The following is a 16,404-nucleotide window of genomic DNA, read 5'->3' as shown; positions in this document are numbered from 1 at the left end:
AGCGGTCGCGCCGTCTCCGCGGAGCGACCGCTCGTCCCGGCGCAGCGGTCGCCTCCGCCGCCGAATACCCGGCCGGCCGCCTCGCGGTTTCAGGGGCCCCCGGAAGGCGCCCGCGTCAGTACGGATGCACCCCGCCCAGCTGCGGTGGCGGATCCCCGAAGCCCTCCGCCACCCGTTTGTGGTACGTCGGCCGGTCCACCACCTCTAGGCCCACGATCTCCCACGGCGGTAAGTTCGCCGACGCCTTGTGCTCGCCCCACAGCCGCAGCGCGATCGCCGCGGCGTCGTGCAGGTCGCGCGCCTGCTCCCAGTAGCGGATCTCGGCGTGGTCCGCGGCATAGCGCGCCGTCAGGAAGAAGGAGTGGTCGTGCGCCAGCCGTTCCAGCGCCGCGCGCAGCTCGGCGAGCGGCGTGACCTGCCCGGCCACGCTGAGCACCACGTGCCAGAGCCGGGCCTGGTCCACCTCGGGGCCCTCGGCGCCATTCGGTCTGCAACCCAAGTTCCTTGCGCTGTCGGACCGTTCGTCGACCGAGCCGCCTTCGACCCGCCCGCCCGCGATGCTGGTCAGCCTGCGCTGGGGCGACTCCTCGGGCAGCGCTCCGCGCCTGCGTGCCACCGGCGGCCTCCTGTTCGGCATCGTGTCCGGCCCGGCCGCGCCGACCGCGCCCGGCCCTCCCCCCTGGCGGGAGCGGCCGCCGGCAGGTCCCCGCAGGCGGTCAGCCGCGCAGGATGACCAGGTCGTCGCGGTGGATGACCTCGCGCTCGTAGGCGGCGCCGAGCTCCTGGGCCAGCTCTCGGGTGGACCGGCCGAGCAGTCGGGGCAACTCCCTCGCATCAAAGTTGACCAGCCCTCGGGCGACGATGTGGCCGTTTTCGCCAAGAAGGTCCACCGGATCACCGGCGGTGAAGTCCCCGTCCACCCGGGTGACCCCGGCGGGCAGCAGCGATTTGCCGCCCGAGACCACGGCCTCGACCGCCCCCGCGTCCAGGTGCAGGGTGCCCCGCGGGGTGCTGGCGTGCTCCAGCCAGAGCAGCCGGTCGGCGGAGCGGCTCCCGGTGCGCAGGAAGAGGGTGCCGGTGGGCCGCCCGGCCAGCGCGTCGGCGGCCTGGCTGGCGGCGGTGAGCACCACCGGGATGCCCGCGCCGGTGGCGATCCGGGCGGCCTCCACCTTGGTGACCATGCCGCCGGTGCCCACTCCGGCCTTGCCCGCGCTGCCGATCTCGACCCCGTCCAGGTCGTGCGGGCCGCGCACCTCGGCGATCCGGCTGCTGCCGGGCTTGCTGGGGTCGCCGTCGTAGAGACCGTCCACGTCGGAGAGCAGGACCAGCAGGTCGGCCCGGACCAGGTGGGCCACCAGCGCGGCCAGCCGGTCGTTGTCACCGAACTTGATCTCGGCGGTGGCCACGGTGTCGTTCTCGTTGACGATCGGCATCGCGCCCATCGCCAGCAGCTGGTCCAGGGTCCGGTACGCGTTGCGGTAGTGGGCGCGCCGGCTGGCGTCCTCGGCGGTCAGCAGCACCTGGCCGACGCGCACGCCGTACCGGGCGAAGGAGGCGGTGTAGCGGGCCACCAGCAGGCCCTGGCCGACGCTGGCGGCGGCCTGCTGGCGGGCCAGGTCCTTGGGCCGCTTCTCCAGACCGAGCGGGGCGAGGCCGGCCGCGATGGCACCGGAGGAGACCAGGACCACCTCGGGGGCGTCCGGGCGGCTGCGCACCTTGGCGAGCGCGTCCACGAGGGCGTCGACCCGGTCGGCGTCCAGACCGCCGGCGGCGGTGGTGAGTGAGGAGGAGCCGACCTTGACCACGATCCGCCGTGCGGTCAGCACCTCCTCCCGAAGCGTCTGCTCACTCATTCGAGCTGGTGCCCTTCGCTGGTGTGGTGCGGATACGACGGGCCCGGGCCCGGCGGTTCCTCGCAATCTACGCGATTCGCGCCCCGCCCCCGCACGGCATTTCACCCGGTGGACGGCTGCCGCCCCGGCGCCTGCGCATTCGCTCGGGGTCCAACCCGACCGACTGATATGGTCCCTGACCGAAAGCCAGATCGGGGGACGGCTTCTTGCCCGCTGTACCCGCATGTCTCAAGACCGTTTCGTCTCGGGCGGTCCCGCACGGGCAGGCCGGCAACGGTAAGCGGGCGCACGCCCAGGAGTAAGCGCACCAATGCGTTCGCACACCATGAAGCTCGCCGTAGCCGGCCTGGCCGCGGCAACCGCACTCTCGCTGTCGGCCTGCGATCCGAACGACCCGAACGGGACCGGGGGCGCGAGCGCCGGCTCGACGGGCGGGGCCGCCGGCGGTAGGGGGGCACCCTCCACCTCCGGCGGAGCGACCGGCGGAGCAGCCGGAGGCGCCGCCGGCAGCGCGGCCGGAACCGCGTCGGGTGGGGCCGCATCAGGCGGGGCCTCCGGCGGTGCGGCGAACGGTGGTCCCGGCGGCCTTCCGCATGCCGCCACCACGGTGAAGTACGGCCAGCCGGTCACCGTCGACTTCGCCGACAAGTTCGCGAAGGTCTCCACCAAGCTCCAGATCACCGTCACCGGGGTGGAGGTCGGTTCGATCCAGGACCTGACCTCCGCCGGGCTCAACACCGCCGGCCTGACAGGCCGCACCCCGATGTACGTCAGCTACACCATGAAGAACGTCGGGGACGCCAGCCTCTCCTTCACCGCCCCGGACTCGGAGTTCGTCGTCTTCGACAGCACGGGCCACAGCAGCGAACCGGTGCTGAGCGCCGACAAGCCGCTGCCGAAGTGCACCGGCGCCAGCTTCCACGGCTTCTCGAAGGGCACCGAGGTCAAGGGCTGCACGATCATCTCCACCACCGGCAAGACGCCCGCCATGGTCGGCTACACCGAGATGGTCGACCTGCTCAAGCTCCAGGCCGCCTGGACGAAGTGACGTCCGCTCGGCAACGACACCGCGGCCCCTGCCTCCCGGACGGGAAGCAGGGGCCGCGGTGGTCTGCGCAGGACTCAGTGGTCCTCGTCGTCGCCCTCGATGGCCTGGCGGCCGCTGGAGAGCGCCTCGAAGGCCAGGTACTCCTCCTCGGCCGCGTCGCGGCCCTTCTGCCGCTCCCGGCGGCGCTCGACGGCCGGGCGCTGGCTCTCGAGGCGGTGGTCCTCGCCGCGGCGGCCGAGCATCTCGGCGCCGGCAGCCATGGTCGGCTCCCAGTCGAACACCACGGCGTTCTCCTCGGGGCCGATGATGACGGTGTCACCCTCGTGGGCGCCGATCTTCCACAGCTCCTCCTCGACACCGAGGCGGGCGAGCCGGTCGGCGAGGTAGCCGACGGCCTCGTCGTTGTTGAAGTCGGTCTGGCGGACCCAGCGCTCGGGCTTGACGCCGCGGATGCGGTAGGCGCCGTCCTCCTCGGTGATGGTGAAGCCGGCGTCGTCCACGGCCTTGGGCCGCAGCACGATCCGGGTGGCCTCCTGGACCGGCTTGGCGGCCCGGGCCTCGGCGACGATCTGCGCCATGGCGAAGCTCAGCTCGCGCAGGCCCTTGCGGGAGGCGGCGGAGACCTCGAAGACGCGGTAGCCGCGCTCCTCCAGCGAAGCCCGGGTGAGGTCGGCGATGTCCTGGCCGTCCGGGACGTCCACCTTGTTGAGCGCGACCAGGCGCGGACGGTCGTCCAGACCGCCGTACTCGGCCAGCTCGGCCTCGATGGTCTCCAGGTCGGAGAGCGGGTCGCGGCCCGGCTCCAGCGTGGCGCAGTCCAGCACGTGCACCAGCACCGAGCAGCGCTCGACGTGGCGCAGGAACTCCAGGCCCAGGCCCCGGCCCTGGCTGGCCCCCGGGATCAGCCCGGGGACGTCGGCGACGGTGTAGACAACGTCGCCGGCGGTGACCACGCCGAGGTTGGGGATCAGGGTGGTGAAGGGGTAGTCCGCGATCTTCGGCTTGGCGGCGGAGAGCACCGAGATCAGCGAGGACTTGCCGGCGCTCGGGTAGCCGACCAGTGCGACGTCGGCGACGGACTTGAGCTCCATCACGATGTCGCGGGCCTCACCGGGCTCGCCGAGCAGCGCGAAGCCCGGGGCCTTGCGGCGGGCGGAGGCCAGCGCCGCGTTGCCCAGGCCGCCGCGGCCGCCGGCCGCGGCGACGAAGCTGGTGCCGTGGCCGACCAGGTCGGCGAGCACGTTGCCCTGCTTGTCGAGCACCACGGTGCCGTCCGGAACCGGCAGGATCAGGTCCTCGCCGTTGGCACCGGTGCGGTGGCCGCCCGCACCCGGCTTGCCGTTGGTGGCCTTGCGCTTGGGCGAGTGGTGGTACTCGAGCAGCGTGGTGATGTTGGCGTCGACGGTGAGGATGACGCTGCCGCCCTCGCCGCCGTTGCCGCCGTCGGGTCCACCGAGCGGCTTGAACTTCTCCCGGTGCACGGAGGCACAGCCATGGCCCCCGTTACCCGCGGCGACGTACAGCTCGACGCGGTCCACGAAGGTGGTCATCGGTATGCCTCCAGAGCGAAGAAAAGAAATGTGGAACTGCGGTAAAGCATGAGGGGTGGACCGGGTCACCCGGTCCACCCCTCACGGAGATCCTGACGCTACGTCAGCGAACTCAGGCCTCGACGGCCACGATGTTCACGACGCGGCGGCCACGACGGTTGCCGAACTGAACGGCGCCGTCGGTCAGCGCGAACAGGGTGTCGTCGCCACCACGGCCGACGCCCGCACCCGGGTGGAAGTGGGTGCCACGCTGGCGGACGATGATCTCGCCGGCGCTGACGACCTGGCCGCCGAAGCGCTTCACGCCGAGGCGCTGGGCGTTCGAGTCACGGCCGTTACGGGTAGAGCTTGCGCCCTTCTTGTGTGCCATCTAGCTGTCCCCTTACTTGCTGACGGAGTCGATGCTCGTGATGCGCACCGCGGTGAACTTCTGGCGGTGACCCTGACGACGGCGGTAGCCGGTCTTGTTCTTGTAGCGCAGGATGACGAGCTTCTCACCCTTGGTCTGGTCGACGACCTCGGCGTGAGCCTTGACACCGGCCAGCACCCACGGGTCGGAGGTGACGGCCTCGCCGTCGACGACCAGGATGGTCGAGAGCTCCACCGAGTCACCCGGCTTGGCGTCAACACGGTCAATTTCCAGCACGTCGCCGACGGCGACCTTGTGCTGGCGGCCGCCGGCGCGAACGATCGCGTACATGCGGTACCTGCTTTCCTTACTCGGTGCGGAACTCTCGATGCCAGCCGCCTGGGTACGGACACAGGGGCCTCCCCCGGCCTCTCGCGAGGAACCGGGAGGTGATGTGCTCGGGAGCATGGCGTAGACACGCCGATGGTCAAGAATACGGAACGGCAGCCACAGGGGCAAACCGGACCCCGTACGGTGCCCGAGGGTGAGCCTGGGCTCACCCTCGGGCGGTGGGCTCACTCAGCCGCGCCATCACTCTCAGCGGCTGCCGCCTTCTTGGCCGCCGCGCTGGTCCGCTTGGTCGCGGTCTTGCGGGCGGTGGTCTTCTTGGCCGCTGCCGTGGTCTTGGCGGCGGTCTTCTTCGCCACGGCCTTCTTGGCCGTGGTCTTCTTCGCAGCCGTCTTGCGGACGGTCCGCTTCTTGGGCGCAGGTGCCTCGGCCTCGGCCTCTGCCGGGGCTGCCTCGGCCGCGGGAGCGGCCTCAACCACGGCCTCGACGACGGCCGGGGCCCCGACGGCCTCGGTGACGGCCTCAGCGGCCTCCGCGACCTCAGGAGCCGGAGCGGCCTCTACCGCGGTCACCGCCTCCGCTGCGGCCAGGGCGGCCTCGACCGCGGCCTCGGCACGAGCCTGCAGCACCACGATCTCCGCCTCGCCCGGGGTGCCGGCCGGCGCCGTGGCCTTGCGCACCGCACGGCGGCGCGGACGGGCGGCAGGAACGACGGCCGCGGCAGCAGGAGCCTCGACCGGGGCCGGCTGCTCGGCCGGCGCCTCGGCGACCTCGGCCGGCGCCGGAGCGGCGATCTCCGGCTGCTCGGCGGCCTCCACCGCGACCGGCTGCTCGACCGCCTCGACGGCCGGGGCGGCCTCGGCCACCTGGACCTCGGCCTGCAGCTCCTCCAGCCCGGCGCCGCCCTTGCCCCGGCGACGGCGCTTGCCGCCACCCGGGGCGGCCTCGCCGGCCACCACGGTCGGACCACCGCCGGCGTGGACGTGCGGCTGGTCCATGTGGACGATCACGCCACGGCCGTTGCAGTGCACGCACGGCTCGGAGAAGGACTCCAGCAGGCCCTGGCCGACCCGCTTGCGGGTCATCTGCACCAGGCCCAGCGAGGTGACCTCGGCCACCTGGTGCTTGGTCCGGTCCCGTCCCAGGCACTCCAGCAGACGGCGCAGCACCAGGTCCCGGTTGGACTCCAGCACCATGTCGATGAAGTCGATCACGATGATGCCGCCGAGGTCGCGCAGCCGCAGCTGGCGGACGATCTCCTCGGCCGCCTCGATGTTGTTGCGGGTGACGGTCTCCTCGAGGTTGCCGCCCTGGCCGACGAACTTGCCGGTGTTGACGTCGATGACGACCATCGCCTCGGTCCGGTCGATCACCAGCGAACCGCCGCTCGGCAGCCAGACCTTCCGGTCCAGCGCCTTCATCAGCTGCTCGTCGATCCGGTACGTGGCGAAGACGTCCACGTCCGAGGTCCACCGCTGCAGCCGCTCGGTGAGGTCCGGGGCCACGTGGGAGACGTACTCGTGGATGGTGTTCCAGGCGTCGTTGCCGCTGACGATGACCTTGGTGAAGTCCTCGTTGAAGATGTCGCGGACGACCCGGACGGTCATGTCCGGCTCACCGTAGAGCAGCGCCGGGGCATTGCCGGAGGCTGCCTTCTTCTGGATCTCCTCCCACTGCGCCTGCAGCCGCTGCACGTCGCGGGTCAGCTCGTCCTCGCTGGCGCCCTCGGCGGCAGTGCGCACGATGACGCCGGCGTCGTCCGGGACGATCTTCTTGAGGATCTGCTTCAGACGGGCGCGCTCGTTCTCCGGCAGCTTGCGGCTGATACCGGTCATCGAGCCCTCGGGCACGTAGACGAGGTAGCGGCCGGGCAGCGAGATCTGGCTGGTCAGCCGGGCGCCCTTGTGGCCGATCGGGTCCTTGGAGACCTGCACCAGCACGGACTGTCCGGACTTCAGCACCGACTCGATCCGGCGCGGGCCGCCGTGGCCGCCCAGCGAACCGAAGTTGACCTCACCGGCGTAGAGCACCGCGTTGCGGCCCTTGCCGATGTCGACGAAGGCGGCCTCCATCGACGGCAGCACGTTCTGGACCTTGCCCAGGTACACGTTGCCGACGTAGGAGGTGGCCTGCTCCTTGTTGACGTAGTGCTCGACCAGCACACCGTCCTCGAGGACGCCGATCTGGGTCCGCTGGCCGTTCTGGCGCACCACCATGACGCGCTCGACCGACTCGCGGCGGGCCAGGAACTCGGCCTCGGTGATGATCGGCACCCGGCGGCGGCCCAGCTCGCGGCCCTCGCGGCGGCGCTGCTTCTTGGCCTCCAGGCGGGTGGAGCCCTTGATGGACTGCACCTCGTCCGGGTCGAAGGACGGCTCGGTGGAACGGCGGCGCGGCTCGCGCACCTTGACCACGGTACGGACGCCGTCCTCGGTGGTCTCGGCACCGGCCTCGACACCCGCCTCACCGGTGCGGCGGCGACGACGGCGGCGACGGCGGGAGGAGCTCAGGCCGGCGGCCAGCTCGTCCTCTTCTTCCTCCTCGGCCTCGGCGCCCGGCTCCTCCTCGGCTGCCTGCTCGGCCTCGGCCGGCGTCTGCTCGGCCTCGAACTCCTCGGCCTCGCCACGGCGGCGGCGACGGCCACCCCGGCGACGGCGACGGGACGGACGGTCCTCCTCCCACTCACCCTCGGCCTCGGCCTCGGGAGCGACAGCGGCGGCAGCAGTGGGCGCCTCCTCGGCCGGCTCCTCGACGGCGGCCGGCTTGGGCCTGACCGGAGTGCTCACCCGGACGGCCGTACGCACCCGGCGGCGGCGGCCGACACCGCTGTACTCGTACTCGTCCTCCTCCTCGGCCGCCGGAGCGACCGGAGCCGCCGGCTGCACCGGGGCCGGTGCCTTGGCGGGGGCCGCGGCGACGTACGGGGCCGGCTCCTGGAAGACCGGAGCCTGGAAGATCGCGGTGGACGGGCGCACGGCACGGCGGCGAACCCGGGGCGCGGGCGGCTCCTCCACCACCGGCGCGGGCTGCACGGCCTCGGCGGCAAGGGCCTCCTCGGCCTCCTCCTCGGGCTGCTCCGCGGTCTCGGCCGCCTCCGGTGCCTCCTCGGCGACCGGCTCGACGGTGGCCGGTGCGGGCTCGACGACCCGGCGGCGACGACGGCGGGCGGGCGCGGCGGCGGGGGCCTCCTCGGCGGCGGGCGCGGCCGGCTCGGCCACCGGCTCGGCGGCCGGGGCCTCGACGGGCAGCACGGTCTCGGCGGCAACCGGCCCGGCGGCAACCGGCGCACCGGCCGGCGACTCGACACGCTTACGGGTACGGCGGGCGCGCACCGGCTTCTCCGCCACCGGCTCGGCGGCCGGACCCTCAACGGGCGCCGGCGCCTCGGCGGCCTCGGGCGCGGTCACGATGACCTCGGCGGCCTCGGGCGCACCGGCCGGCGCCTCGACGCGCTTACGGGTACGGCGGGCCCGTACCGGCTTCTCCGCCACCGGCTCGGCGGCCGGACCCTCAACGGGCGCGGGGGCCTCGGTGTGGCTCTCGGCTGGCAGCACGGTCTCGGCGGAATCGGCGGCCGCTCCGGCCGGCGCACCGGCCGGGCGGGACACCGCCCGGCGACGGCGGCGCACGGGCGCGGCGGAGCCGTCTGCCTCGGAACTGCCCGATGCGGCAGGCTGCTGCGGTTCGGTGTTATCGAGCATGCGGGTGGATCTCCCGTCAGGCCCCCGGGCTCCGCATCCGGGCACGGCGCGGCACCGCTCTTCCGGTCGGCCGCGGCAATGGCGGGCCGACTCCCACGGTGTCGCCGTGCGGACACGGAGCCGCACAGGGGCTCGTAGTCTCGCTCGGCGCCCCGCATGGTGCGGGGTGTCGAAAGTCTTCTGGTCTGACCAGTCTTCTCAGGTTGTCCCAAGCCCAGCCGGATCCCCGCTCCCCCAGCCTGGCGGGCTGGGTGGGGTCCCCCGGGCCGGAGGCTGGGAGCGTGCCCCCAGCCCGATGGCGTGCAAGGAGGGCGGACCCTCGGGCCCGCCGACATCGGAGTCGGCAGGCCGCAAGGAGCTGGCCTGCGTGCGACGGCGCTCGCTCCCCTGGGGAGCCGCGGGGGCCAGGGGAGACACGGCCCTTTCGAGCCCGTTCCCCTCCCGCTCGGCGGTCGGCAAGTGTGCGCGGCCCGGCAGCCGCTACAGGCCGGCCGGGGCCGCCGCGCGGTCGAGCGCCAGCGGGTCGGTCACCGTGCCGGTCTCCTCGTCGAGCGGCCCCTGCGCCAGCCTGGTCACCTCAGCGGGGACCGGCGGCGCCAGGTCGGCCGTCGCACGGAGACCGGACAAAACGTCGTCGGGTCGTACGGCGGGTGTGGCGTGTCGTACTACCAGCCGCAGTATCGCACAGGGACCGCCCGTACGAACATCGCCGGTGCGTTCCGTGGCGGTGTCGTTACCGTCGTCGACCTGCGACGGGAGGACCTCCATCCCGGCGACCGCACTGCGCGCGTCGAAGACCCGGACTCCGTTCTTGGTGAGCCGCTGCACCTCGACCCGCTCCGCGGCCAGGAAGACCTCGACCGCACCGGCCGCCTGCTCCTCGCTGACGCCAGCGAGTCTGATCTGCCACTCGGAGGCTTCCAGCCGTTCGACGAAGTTCGGCGTACGGACCTCGACGGCGTCGACGATGTCCAGACCGGTCGGCAGCGACTCGTCCAGCTGCGCGCGCAGCGCCTCCGGGTCGCGCGCCGCGGCCAGGCCGATCTCCAGGTACTCGGCCTCACTGGCCACCCCGGTCGGAGCGGCGTTCGCGTAGGAGACCTTCGGGTGCGGCGTGAAGCCCGCCGAGTACGCCATCGGAACCGTCGAGCGGCGCAGTGCCCGCTCGAAAGCGCGCTGGAAGTCGCGGTGGCTGGTGAAGCGCAGACGGCCGCGCTTGGTGTAGCGGAGACGGATGCGCTGCACCGTCGGCGCGGGCGGCGGACCGTCGGGCGTGCGGCGTGCCAGGGTCGCTCAGTCCTTAGTCAGTTTCCCGATCCGGCAACAACTGGCCGGACTCTGTCAGGACAAGGGTACGCGCCCGCGACACGCCCACTCTCCTCCGCACGGAGCAATCACCCCAGCAGGGCCCGCCGGAGCTCCCGCAGCACCCGCCGCACCTCCGCCTTCACCGGCCACCACACCTCGCGCCGCACCCAGCGGCACGGCCGCACCACCAGGAACCGCCAGAACCGCGCGACCACGCGCCAGGCCCAGACCACCGCCCGGCCCAACTCCCGCAGCACCGGGAACAGCAGTACCCGCCACACCCAGGTCACCGGGATCGCCACCAGGCACCGCAGCAGCCACGCCACCGCCTGCCCGACGTACCCCAGCAGCAGTACCACCGCCCGGCCGACCGGCGCCAGCACATACCGCCACAGCGCCTTCAGCGGCACCACGACGAGGTGCTCGACCAGCCAGGCGAACCCCCGCAGCAACGGGACCAGGACCCACTCCCCCAGCCACCGCCCGACGGGCGCGAGGACGCACCGCCACAGCCACCTCGCGGGCAGGACGAGCAGCCAACGCACGAGCGGTGCGAGTACGTACCGGCCCAGCATCAGAGGCGGCCAGACGAACACCGCGTACAGCACGGCCTTGAGGAACCGCCCCACCGCGCAGAGGACTTCCCAGACGAGCCGCAGTGGCACCACGACCACCAGCGCGACCGCCCGCGCGATCCCGGTCAGACACCCCGCAGGCTGCTGCTCGGTCATCTCTCCCCCCGGTATCTCATCGGCCAGTCGATGCTGACCACGACGGATCCCCGACCGGAGGCGTCCGGTCGGGGATCCGAGAAAGTCGGGCTACTTGTTGACCACGGTCAGCGGCAGCAGCTTCTTGCCCGTCGGGCCGATCTGGATGTGGGTGTCCATCTGCGGGCAGACACCGCAGTCGAAGCACGGCGTCCAGCGGCAGTCCTCGACCTCGACCTCCTCGAGGGCGTCCTGCCAGTCCTCCCACAGCCAGTCCTTGTCGAGGCCGCTGTCGAGGTGGTCCCAGGGCAGCACCTCCTCGTAGGTGCGCTCGCGGGTGGTGTACCAGTCGACGTCGACACCGGTGTCGGCGAGGGCCTTCTCCGCGCAGGTCATCCAGCGGTCGTAGGAGAAGTGCTCGCGCCAGCCGTCGAAGCGGCCGCCGTCGTCGTACACCGCGCGGATCACCGCGCCGACCCGGCGGTCACCGCGGGAGAGCAGGCCCTCGATGATGCCGGGCTTGCCGTCGTGGTAGCGGAAGCCGATGTTCTTGCCGTACTTGCGGTCGCCGCGGATGGAGTCGCGCAGCTTGGCCAGGCGGGCGTCGGTGGCCTCGGCGCTCAGCTGCGGGGCCCACTGGAACGGGGTGTGCGGCTTGGGTACGAAACCGCCGATCGACACCGTGCAGCGGATGTCGTTCTGCCCGGTGACCTCGCGGCCCTTGGCGATGACGTTCTTCGCCATGGTGCCGATCTGGAGCACGTCCTCGTCGGTCTCGGTGGGCAGGCCGCACATGAAGTACAGCTTCACCTGGCGCCAGCCGTTGCCGTAAGCGGTGGCGACGGTGCGGATCAGGTCCTCCTCCGACACCATCTTGTTGATCACCTTGCGGATGCGCTCGGAACCACCCTCGGGGGCGAAGGTGAGGCCGGAGCGGCGGCCGTTGCGGGTCAGCTCGTTGGCGAGGTCGATGTTGAAGGCGTCGACTCGGGTGGAGGGGAGGGAGAGGCCGACCTTGTCCTCGGTGTAGCGGTCGGCCAGGCCCTTGGCGATGTCGCCGATCTCGGTGTGGTCGGCGGAGGAGAGCGACAGCAGGCCGACCTCCTCGAAGCCGGTGGCCTTCAGTCCGCGCTCGACCATCTCGCCGATGCCGGTGATGCTTCGCTCCCGCACGGGGCGCGTGATCATGCCGGCCTGGCAGAAGCGGCACCCGCGGGTGCAGCCCCGGAAGATCTCGACGGACATCCGCTCGTGCACCGTCTCGGCGAGCGGGACCAGCGGCTGCTTGGGGTAGGGCCACTCGTCCAGGTCCATGACGGTGTGCTTGGAGACCCGCCATGGGACACCCGGGGCGTTCGGCACCACGCGGCCGATCCGGCCGTCGGCCAGGTACTCCACGTCGTAGAAGCGCGGGACGTAGACGCCACCGGTCCTGGCCAGGCGAAGCAGCAGCTCGTCCCGGCCGCCCGGCCGACCCTCGGCCTTCCAGGCCCGGATGATCTCGGTGATGTCGAGCACGGCCTGCTCGCCGTCACCGATCACCGCGCAGTCGATGAAGTCCGCGATCGGCTCGGGGTTGAAGGCCGCGTGGCCACCCGCGAGGACGATCGGGTCGTCCATCGTCCGGTCCTTGGACTCCAGCGGGATGCCCGCGAGGTCGAGCGCGGTCAGCATGTTGGTGTAGCCGAGCTCGGTGGAGAAGGACAGGCCCAGGACGTCGAAGGCGCGCACCGGGCGGTGGGCGTCCACGGTGAACTGCGGGACACCGTGCTCGCGCATCAGCGCTTCGAGGTCGGGCCAGACGCTGTAGGTGCGCTCGGCCAGCACGCCCTCGCGCTCGTTGAGCACCTCGTAAAGGATCATGACGCCCTGGTTGGGCAGCCCGACCTCGTAGGCGTCGGGGTACATCAGCGCCCAGCGGACGTCACAGGCGTCCCAGTCCTTGACGGTCGAGTTGAGCTCGCCACCGACGTACTGGATCGGCTTCTGGACGTGCGGGAGGAGGGCCTCCAACTGGGGGAAGACCGACTCGACAGTCATGCACAGGACCTTTACCGAGAAAACAAGCTGACCATCAAGAGTAGCCGAACCGGCCGGGCGGCTCAGATCCCTATCGGGCGCTGGGTGCGGACGCACTGGAGCAGTCCGATGCCGATCCAGACCGCGAACATCGAGGATCCGCCGTACGAGACGAACGGCAGCGGGATGCCCGCGACCGGCATGATGCCGAGGTTCATGCCGATGTTCTCGAACGCCTGGAAGGCGAGCCAGCTGATCACCCCGGCGCAGACCACCGTGTCGAACAGGTTGGTGGCCTGCCGGGCGATCTTGCAGGCCCGCCAGAGCACCACACCGAGCAGCCCGATCAGCGCGATGCCGCCGACGAAGCCGAGTTCCTCACCCGCGACCGAGAAGACGAAGTCGGTCTGCTGCTCGGGGACGAACTGCCCTATGGTCTGGGTGCCGTGGAACAGGCCCATGCCGGTCAGCCCGCCGGAGCCGATGGCGATCCTGGCCTGGGCGGTGTTGTAGCCGACACCTGACGGGTCGAGGGCGGGGTTGGCGAAGGCGGCGAAGCGGTCGATCTGGTACTTGCTGAGGATGCCGAGCTGCCAGACCGCGATCGATCCCGCCGTGCCGGCGACCAGCAGGCCGAACACCCAGCGGTTGGGCGCGCCGGAGGCCAGCAGGATGCCCAGGATGATCACGCACATCACCATCACCGAGCCGACGTCCGGCATCAGCAGCACCAGGCCGATCGGGATCCCCGCCAGCCCGAGCGCCTGGATCACGCTGAGGTGCGAGGGGATCTCCCGCTCACCCGCGTCCACCTGGGCGGACAGCAGGAGCGCCATGCTGAGCACGATGGCCAGCTTGGCGAACTCGGCGGGCTGGATGGAGAAGCCGCCGCCGAACTGGATCCAGGAGTGCGCGCCGTTGATGGTGGAGCCGAGCGGGCTCAGCACCGCCCCCAGCATCAGCAGCACCACGGCATAGACGACGGGGACCGCGGTACGGACCCGGCGGCTCCCTATCGTGATCACCGCGCCGCACAGCACCAGGCCGATCAGCAGGTTGGTCAGGTGCCGGTAGAGGAAGTACTGCGGGTCGCCGTGGGTGAGCGAGTCGCGGCCACGAGTGGCCGACCAGACCAGCAGCGAACTGCCCAGCGAGAGCGTCAGAGCGGACAGCGTCAGTATCCAGTCCAGCCTGCGCAGCGGGGAGTCCTTGGCCAGCACCCGGGCCAGTGTGCCGCGCTCCGGCGCCAGCCGGACGGGGCGGTACGAGCCGTACGAGGTCATGCCCGGCCCCTTCCGGTGGAGCGGGTGGGTTCCAGCGCGGCCGGCAGCACGGTGGCCGGGGAGGCCTGGGCGCCGGCCGGCTGGGCCGGGTCCAGGAAGGCGGACCCGGCCGGGTAGCCGGCCTGCTGGATGATGGCGGTGCCGTCCGGGTTGAACTTGGGCAGGTCGGTCTGCGGCTTGGGCAGCAGCGCCTTGGAGTTGTCGATGCCGCCCTTGTCGTCCACGCCGTACAGCGCCTGGTAGATCCGTCGTACCGCGTCACCGGAACCACCGGAGCCGGTACCACCCTGGCTTATCGTCATCACGACCGCGTAGTCCTTGCTGTACGTGGCCAGCCAGGAGGTGGTCTGCTTGCCGGCGACCTCGGCGGTTCCGGTCTTGGCGTGCAGCTCGATCTTGTCCTGCGGCCAGCCCGAACCGACGAACTTCCAGGCCGCGGTACCACCGGTGATGACGCCCGCGGTGGCCTGGTCGATGTAGCTGAGCAGCTTGCCGTCGTCGGGCAGCTTGCCGTCGACGTGCGGGGCGATCTCGCGCACCGGCGTGCCGTCCGGGCTGACGATGGCCTTTCCTATGGTCGGCCGGTAGAGCGTGCCGCCGTTGGCGAGAGCGGCGTAGATCCGGGCCATCTGCAGCGGGGTGACCAGGGTGTCGCCCTGGCCGATGGCGAAGTTGACCGAGTCACCGGCGCGCATCACGTTGCCGTCGACGCAGTTCTCACGGGCGATCTGGTCGGTGTAGTCGTGGCCGCCCTTGGCCGCCTGGGCGCACCAGGCGTCCTTGTTGGCGTCGTAGAAGGACTGCTTCCACTGCCGGTCCGGCACCCGTCCGGTCACCTCGCCGGGCAGGTCGATGCCGGTCTTGGCGCCGAGGCCGAACTGGTGGGCCGTCTTGAAGAACCAGTCGGCCGGGTCCTTCTTGGGCTTGATGCCGCCGTCCTTCATCCACTGGTCGTAGGCCAGGCCGTAGAAGACGGTGTCGCAGGAGACCTCCAGGGCCTTCTCCAGCGAGATGTCACCGAAGCTCTCGCTCTCGAAGTTCTTGAACTCGCGGCCGCCGATGGTCATGCTCTTCGGGCACGGGTAGTGGCCGTCGAGCGAGTAGCCGGCCTGGACGGCCGCCGTGGTGGAGATGACCTTGAAGGTGGAGCCCGGGGCGGACTGGCCCTGGATGGCCCGGTTGAGCAGCGGGTAGTTGGAGTCCTTGCCGGTCAGGCTCTGGTAGTCCTTCGCCGAGATGCCGCCGACCCAGAGGTTGGGGTCGAAGGTCGGAGCACTGGCCATCGCGACGATCCGGCCGGTGTGCACGTCCATCACCAGGGCGGCACCGGAGTCCGCCTCGAAGTTCTTCTGGGTCTCCTTGTCGTAGGTCTTGCGGGCGTCGGACATGGCCTGCGCGAGGTTGTCCTCGACCACCTTCTGCACCCGGGCGTCGATGCTGGTGACCAGGTTGTCGCCGGGCTTGGCCGGGGTGCGCCCGGCGCTGCCGATCACCCGGCCGAGGTTGTCGACCTCCAGCCGGTCGACGCCGGTGGTGCCGCGCAGGTCGTCGTCGTAGACCGACTCCAGACCGGCCCGGCCGACCTGGTCGGAGGGCTGCCGGCGGTCCCGGCCGGACTTGCCGGCGCTCTTGGCGACCTCGTCGTCAGTCACCGGGGAGAGGTAGCCGAGGACCTGGGCGGCGTTGGCGCCCTCGACGCCGGTGTAGCGGCGCAGCGCGGTGGACTGGGCGGTGATGCCGGGGAAGTCCTCGCGGCGCTCCATTATCTGCATCGCCTGCTGGGTGGTGGCCTGCTGGGTCACCGGGATCGGCTGGTACGGCGAGCCGTTCCAGCAAGGCTGCGGGGTCTTGGCGTCGCAGAGCCTGACCTTGTTCTCGACGTCCTTGACCGGCATGCCGAGCACCTCGGCGAGCTTGGTGAGGGCGGCCTTGCCGTGGTCCTTCTGCTGGAGCAGGGCGGTGCGGCTGACCGAGACGACCAGCTTGGTCTCGTTCCCCGCGAGGATCCGCCCCGAGGCGTCCAGGATCTCACCGCGCACGGCGGGTTCGACCACCTCGCGGATGTGGTTGCCCTGGGCCTTGGCCGCGTACTCGCTGCCGTTGCGGACCTGCAGGTACCACAGCCGGCCGCCGAGGGTGGCGAGCAGGGAGAGCACCAGGATCTGCAGGACGACCAGTCGGATCGTCACCCGCCGGGTGCGGCCGGTCTCCGGAATGTTACTCATGTGTGGTCCC

General features: G+C 71.5%; 12 protein-coding genes. 1 reads left to right on the top strand and 11 read right to left on the bottom strand.

All coding sequences use genetic code 11. The annotated features are described in order from the left end of the window. Positions 1 to 115: 115 nt before the first annotated feature. Both ABD369_RS23345 and proB read right to left on the bottom strand, forming a co-directional pair. Positions 116 to 637, bottom strand: a complete 522-nt coding sequence (locus tag ABD369_RS23345; RefSeq protein WP_425557741.1) for a hypothetical protein — start codon at positions 635 to 637, stop codon at positions 116 to 118. A 79-nt stretch (positions 638 to 716) separates the two neighbouring features. After that, on the bottom strand, positions 717 to 1,853 hold the full coding sequence (gene proB, locus ABD369_RS23340) for a glutamate 5-kinase (RefSeq protein WP_344638459.1): 1,137 nt from the start codon (positions 1,851 to 1,853) through the stop codon (positions 717 to 719). 310 nt (positions 1,854 to 2,163) lie between these two features. On the opposite strand from proB, the gene ABD369_RS23335 reads away from it, so the two are divergent. After that, on the top strand, positions 2,164 to 2,901 hold the full coding sequence (locus ABD369_RS23335; protein ID WP_344638458.1) for a hypothetical protein: 738 nt from the start codon (positions 2,164 to 2,166) through the stop codon (positions 2,899 to 2,901). Positions 2,902 to 2,975: 74 nt separating this feature from the next. On the opposite strand, the gene obgE is transcribed toward ABD369_RS23335, so the two are convergent. The 9 genes from obgE to mrdA all read right to left on the bottom strand — a co-directional run bounded on the left by obgE (position 2,976) and on the right by mrdA (position 16,394). After that, entirely contained in the window at positions 2,976 to 4,451 is a 1,476-nt protein-coding gene (obgE, locus tag ABD369_RS23330) for a GTPase ObgE (RefSeq protein WP_344638457.1), read from the bottom strand. Between the two features lie 112 nt (positions 4,452 to 4,563). Then, positions 4,564 to 4,821 (bottom strand): 50S ribosomal protein L27, encoded by a 258-nt coding sequence (gene rpmA, locus ABD369_RS23325; RefSeq protein ID WP_280697157.1) that lies wholly within the window; start codon positions 4,819 to 4,821, stop codon positions 4,564 to 4,566. A gap of 12 nt (positions 4,822 to 4,833) precedes the next feature. Next, on the bottom strand, positions 4,834 to 5,151 hold the full coding sequence (gene rplU, locus ABD369_RS23320; RefSeq protein WP_344638456.1) for a 50S ribosomal protein L21: 318 nt from the start codon (positions 5,149 to 5,151) through the stop codon (positions 4,834 to 4,836). A 224-nt stretch (positions 5,152 to 5,375) separates the two neighbouring features. Then, positions 5,376 to 8,849 (bottom strand): Rne/Rng family ribonuclease, encoded by a 3,474-nt coding sequence (locus tag ABD369_RS23315; protein WP_344638455.1) that lies wholly within the window; start codon positions 8,847 to 8,849, stop codon positions 5,376 to 5,378. A 480-nt stretch (positions 8,850 to 9,329) separates the two neighbouring features. After that, positions 9,330 to 10,094, bottom strand: a complete 765-nt coding sequence (locus ABD369_RS23310) for a TIGR03936 family radical SAM-associated protein (protein ID WP_344638454.1) — start codon at positions 10,092 to 10,094, stop codon at positions 9,330 to 9,332. A gap of 149 nt (positions 10,095 to 10,243) precedes the next feature. Then, positions 10,244 to 10,888, bottom strand: a complete 645-nt coding sequence (locus ABD369_RS23305) for a hypothetical protein (RefSeq protein ID WP_344638453.1) — start codon at positions 10,886 to 10,888, stop codon at positions 10,244 to 10,246. 90 nt (positions 10,889 to 10,978) lie between these two features. Beyond that, positions 10,979 to 12,907, bottom strand: coding sequence for a TIGR03960 family B12-binding radical SAM protein (locus ABD369_RS23300; protein WP_344638452.1), 1,929 nt, complete (start codon positions 12,905 to 12,907; stop codon positions 10,979 to 10,981). Between the two features lie 62 nt (positions 12,908 to 12,969). Next, positions 12,970 to 14,169 (bottom strand): rod shape-determining protein RodA, encoded by a 1,200-nt coding sequence (rodA, locus tag ABD369_RS23295; protein ID WP_344638451.1) that lies wholly within the window; start codon positions 14,167 to 14,169, stop codon positions 12,970 to 12,972. Beyond that, positions 14,166 to 16,394, bottom strand: coding sequence for a penicillin-binding protein 2 (gene mrdA, locus ABD369_RS23290; RefSeq protein ID WP_344638450.1), 2,229 nt, complete (start codon positions 16,392 to 16,394; stop codon positions 14,166 to 14,168). The genes rodA and mrdA overlap by 4 nt, the downstream gene beginning before the upstream one ends. Positions 16,395 to 16,404: the final 10 nt, after the last annotated feature.

The sequence above is a fragment of the Kitasatospora cystarginea genome (genome assembly GCF_039533515.1).
GTDB lineage: Bacteria > Actinomycetota > Actinomycetes > Streptomycetales > Streptomycetaceae > Kitasatospora > Kitasatospora cystarginea.
Note: the sequence above shows the minus strand (reverse complement) of the source record. Positions and strands in the feature narration are given on the sequence as shown.

What these genes read in the sequence shown, in the direction of transcription:
- ABD369_RS23345 (WP_425557741.1), bottom strand. Translation starts at nt 637, where the DNA reads ATGCCGAACAGGAGGCCGCCGGTGGCACGCAGGCGCGGAGCGCTGCCC.
- proB (WP_344638459.1), bottom strand. Translation starts at nt 1,853, where the DNA reads ATGAGTGAGCAGACGCTTCGGGAGGAGGTGCTGACCGCACGGCGGATC.
- ABD369_RS23335 (WP_344638458.1), top strand. Translation starts at nt 2,164, where the DNA reads ATGCGTTCGCACACCATGAAGCTCGCCGTAGCCGGCCTGGCCGCGGCA.
- obgE (WP_344638457.1), bottom strand. Translation starts at nt 4,451, where the DNA reads ATGACCACCTTCGTGGACCGCGTCGAGCTGTACGTCGCCGCGGGTAAC.
- rpmA (WP_280697157.1), bottom strand. Translation starts at nt 4,821, where the DNA reads ATGGCACACAAGAAGGGCGCAAGCTCTACCCGTAACGGCCGTGACTCG.
- rplU (WP_344638456.1), bottom strand. Translation starts at nt 5,151, where the DNA reads ATGTACGCGATCGTTCGCGCCGGCGGCCGCCAGCACAAGGTCGCCGTC.
- ABD369_RS23315 (WP_344638455.1), bottom strand. Translation starts at nt 8,849, where the DNA reads ATGCTCGATAACACCGAACCGCAGCAGCCTGCCGCATCGGGCAGTTCC.
- ABD369_RS23305 (WP_344638453.1), bottom strand. Translation starts at nt 10,888, where the DNA reads ATGACCGAGCAGCAGCCTGCGGGGTGTCTGACCGGGATCGCGCGGGCG.
- ABD369_RS23300 (WP_344638452.1), bottom strand. Translation starts at nt 12,907, where the DNA reads ATGACTGTCGAGTCGGTCTTCCCCCAGTTGGAGGCCCTCCTCCCGCAC.
- rodA (WP_344638451.1), bottom strand. Translation starts at nt 14,169, where the DNA reads ATGACCTCGTACGGCTCGTACCGCCCCGTCCGGCTGGCGCCGGAGCGC.
- mrdA (WP_344638450.1), bottom strand. Translation starts at nt 16,394, where the DNA reads ATGAGTAACATTCCGGAGACCGGCCGCACCCGGCGGGTGACGATCCGA.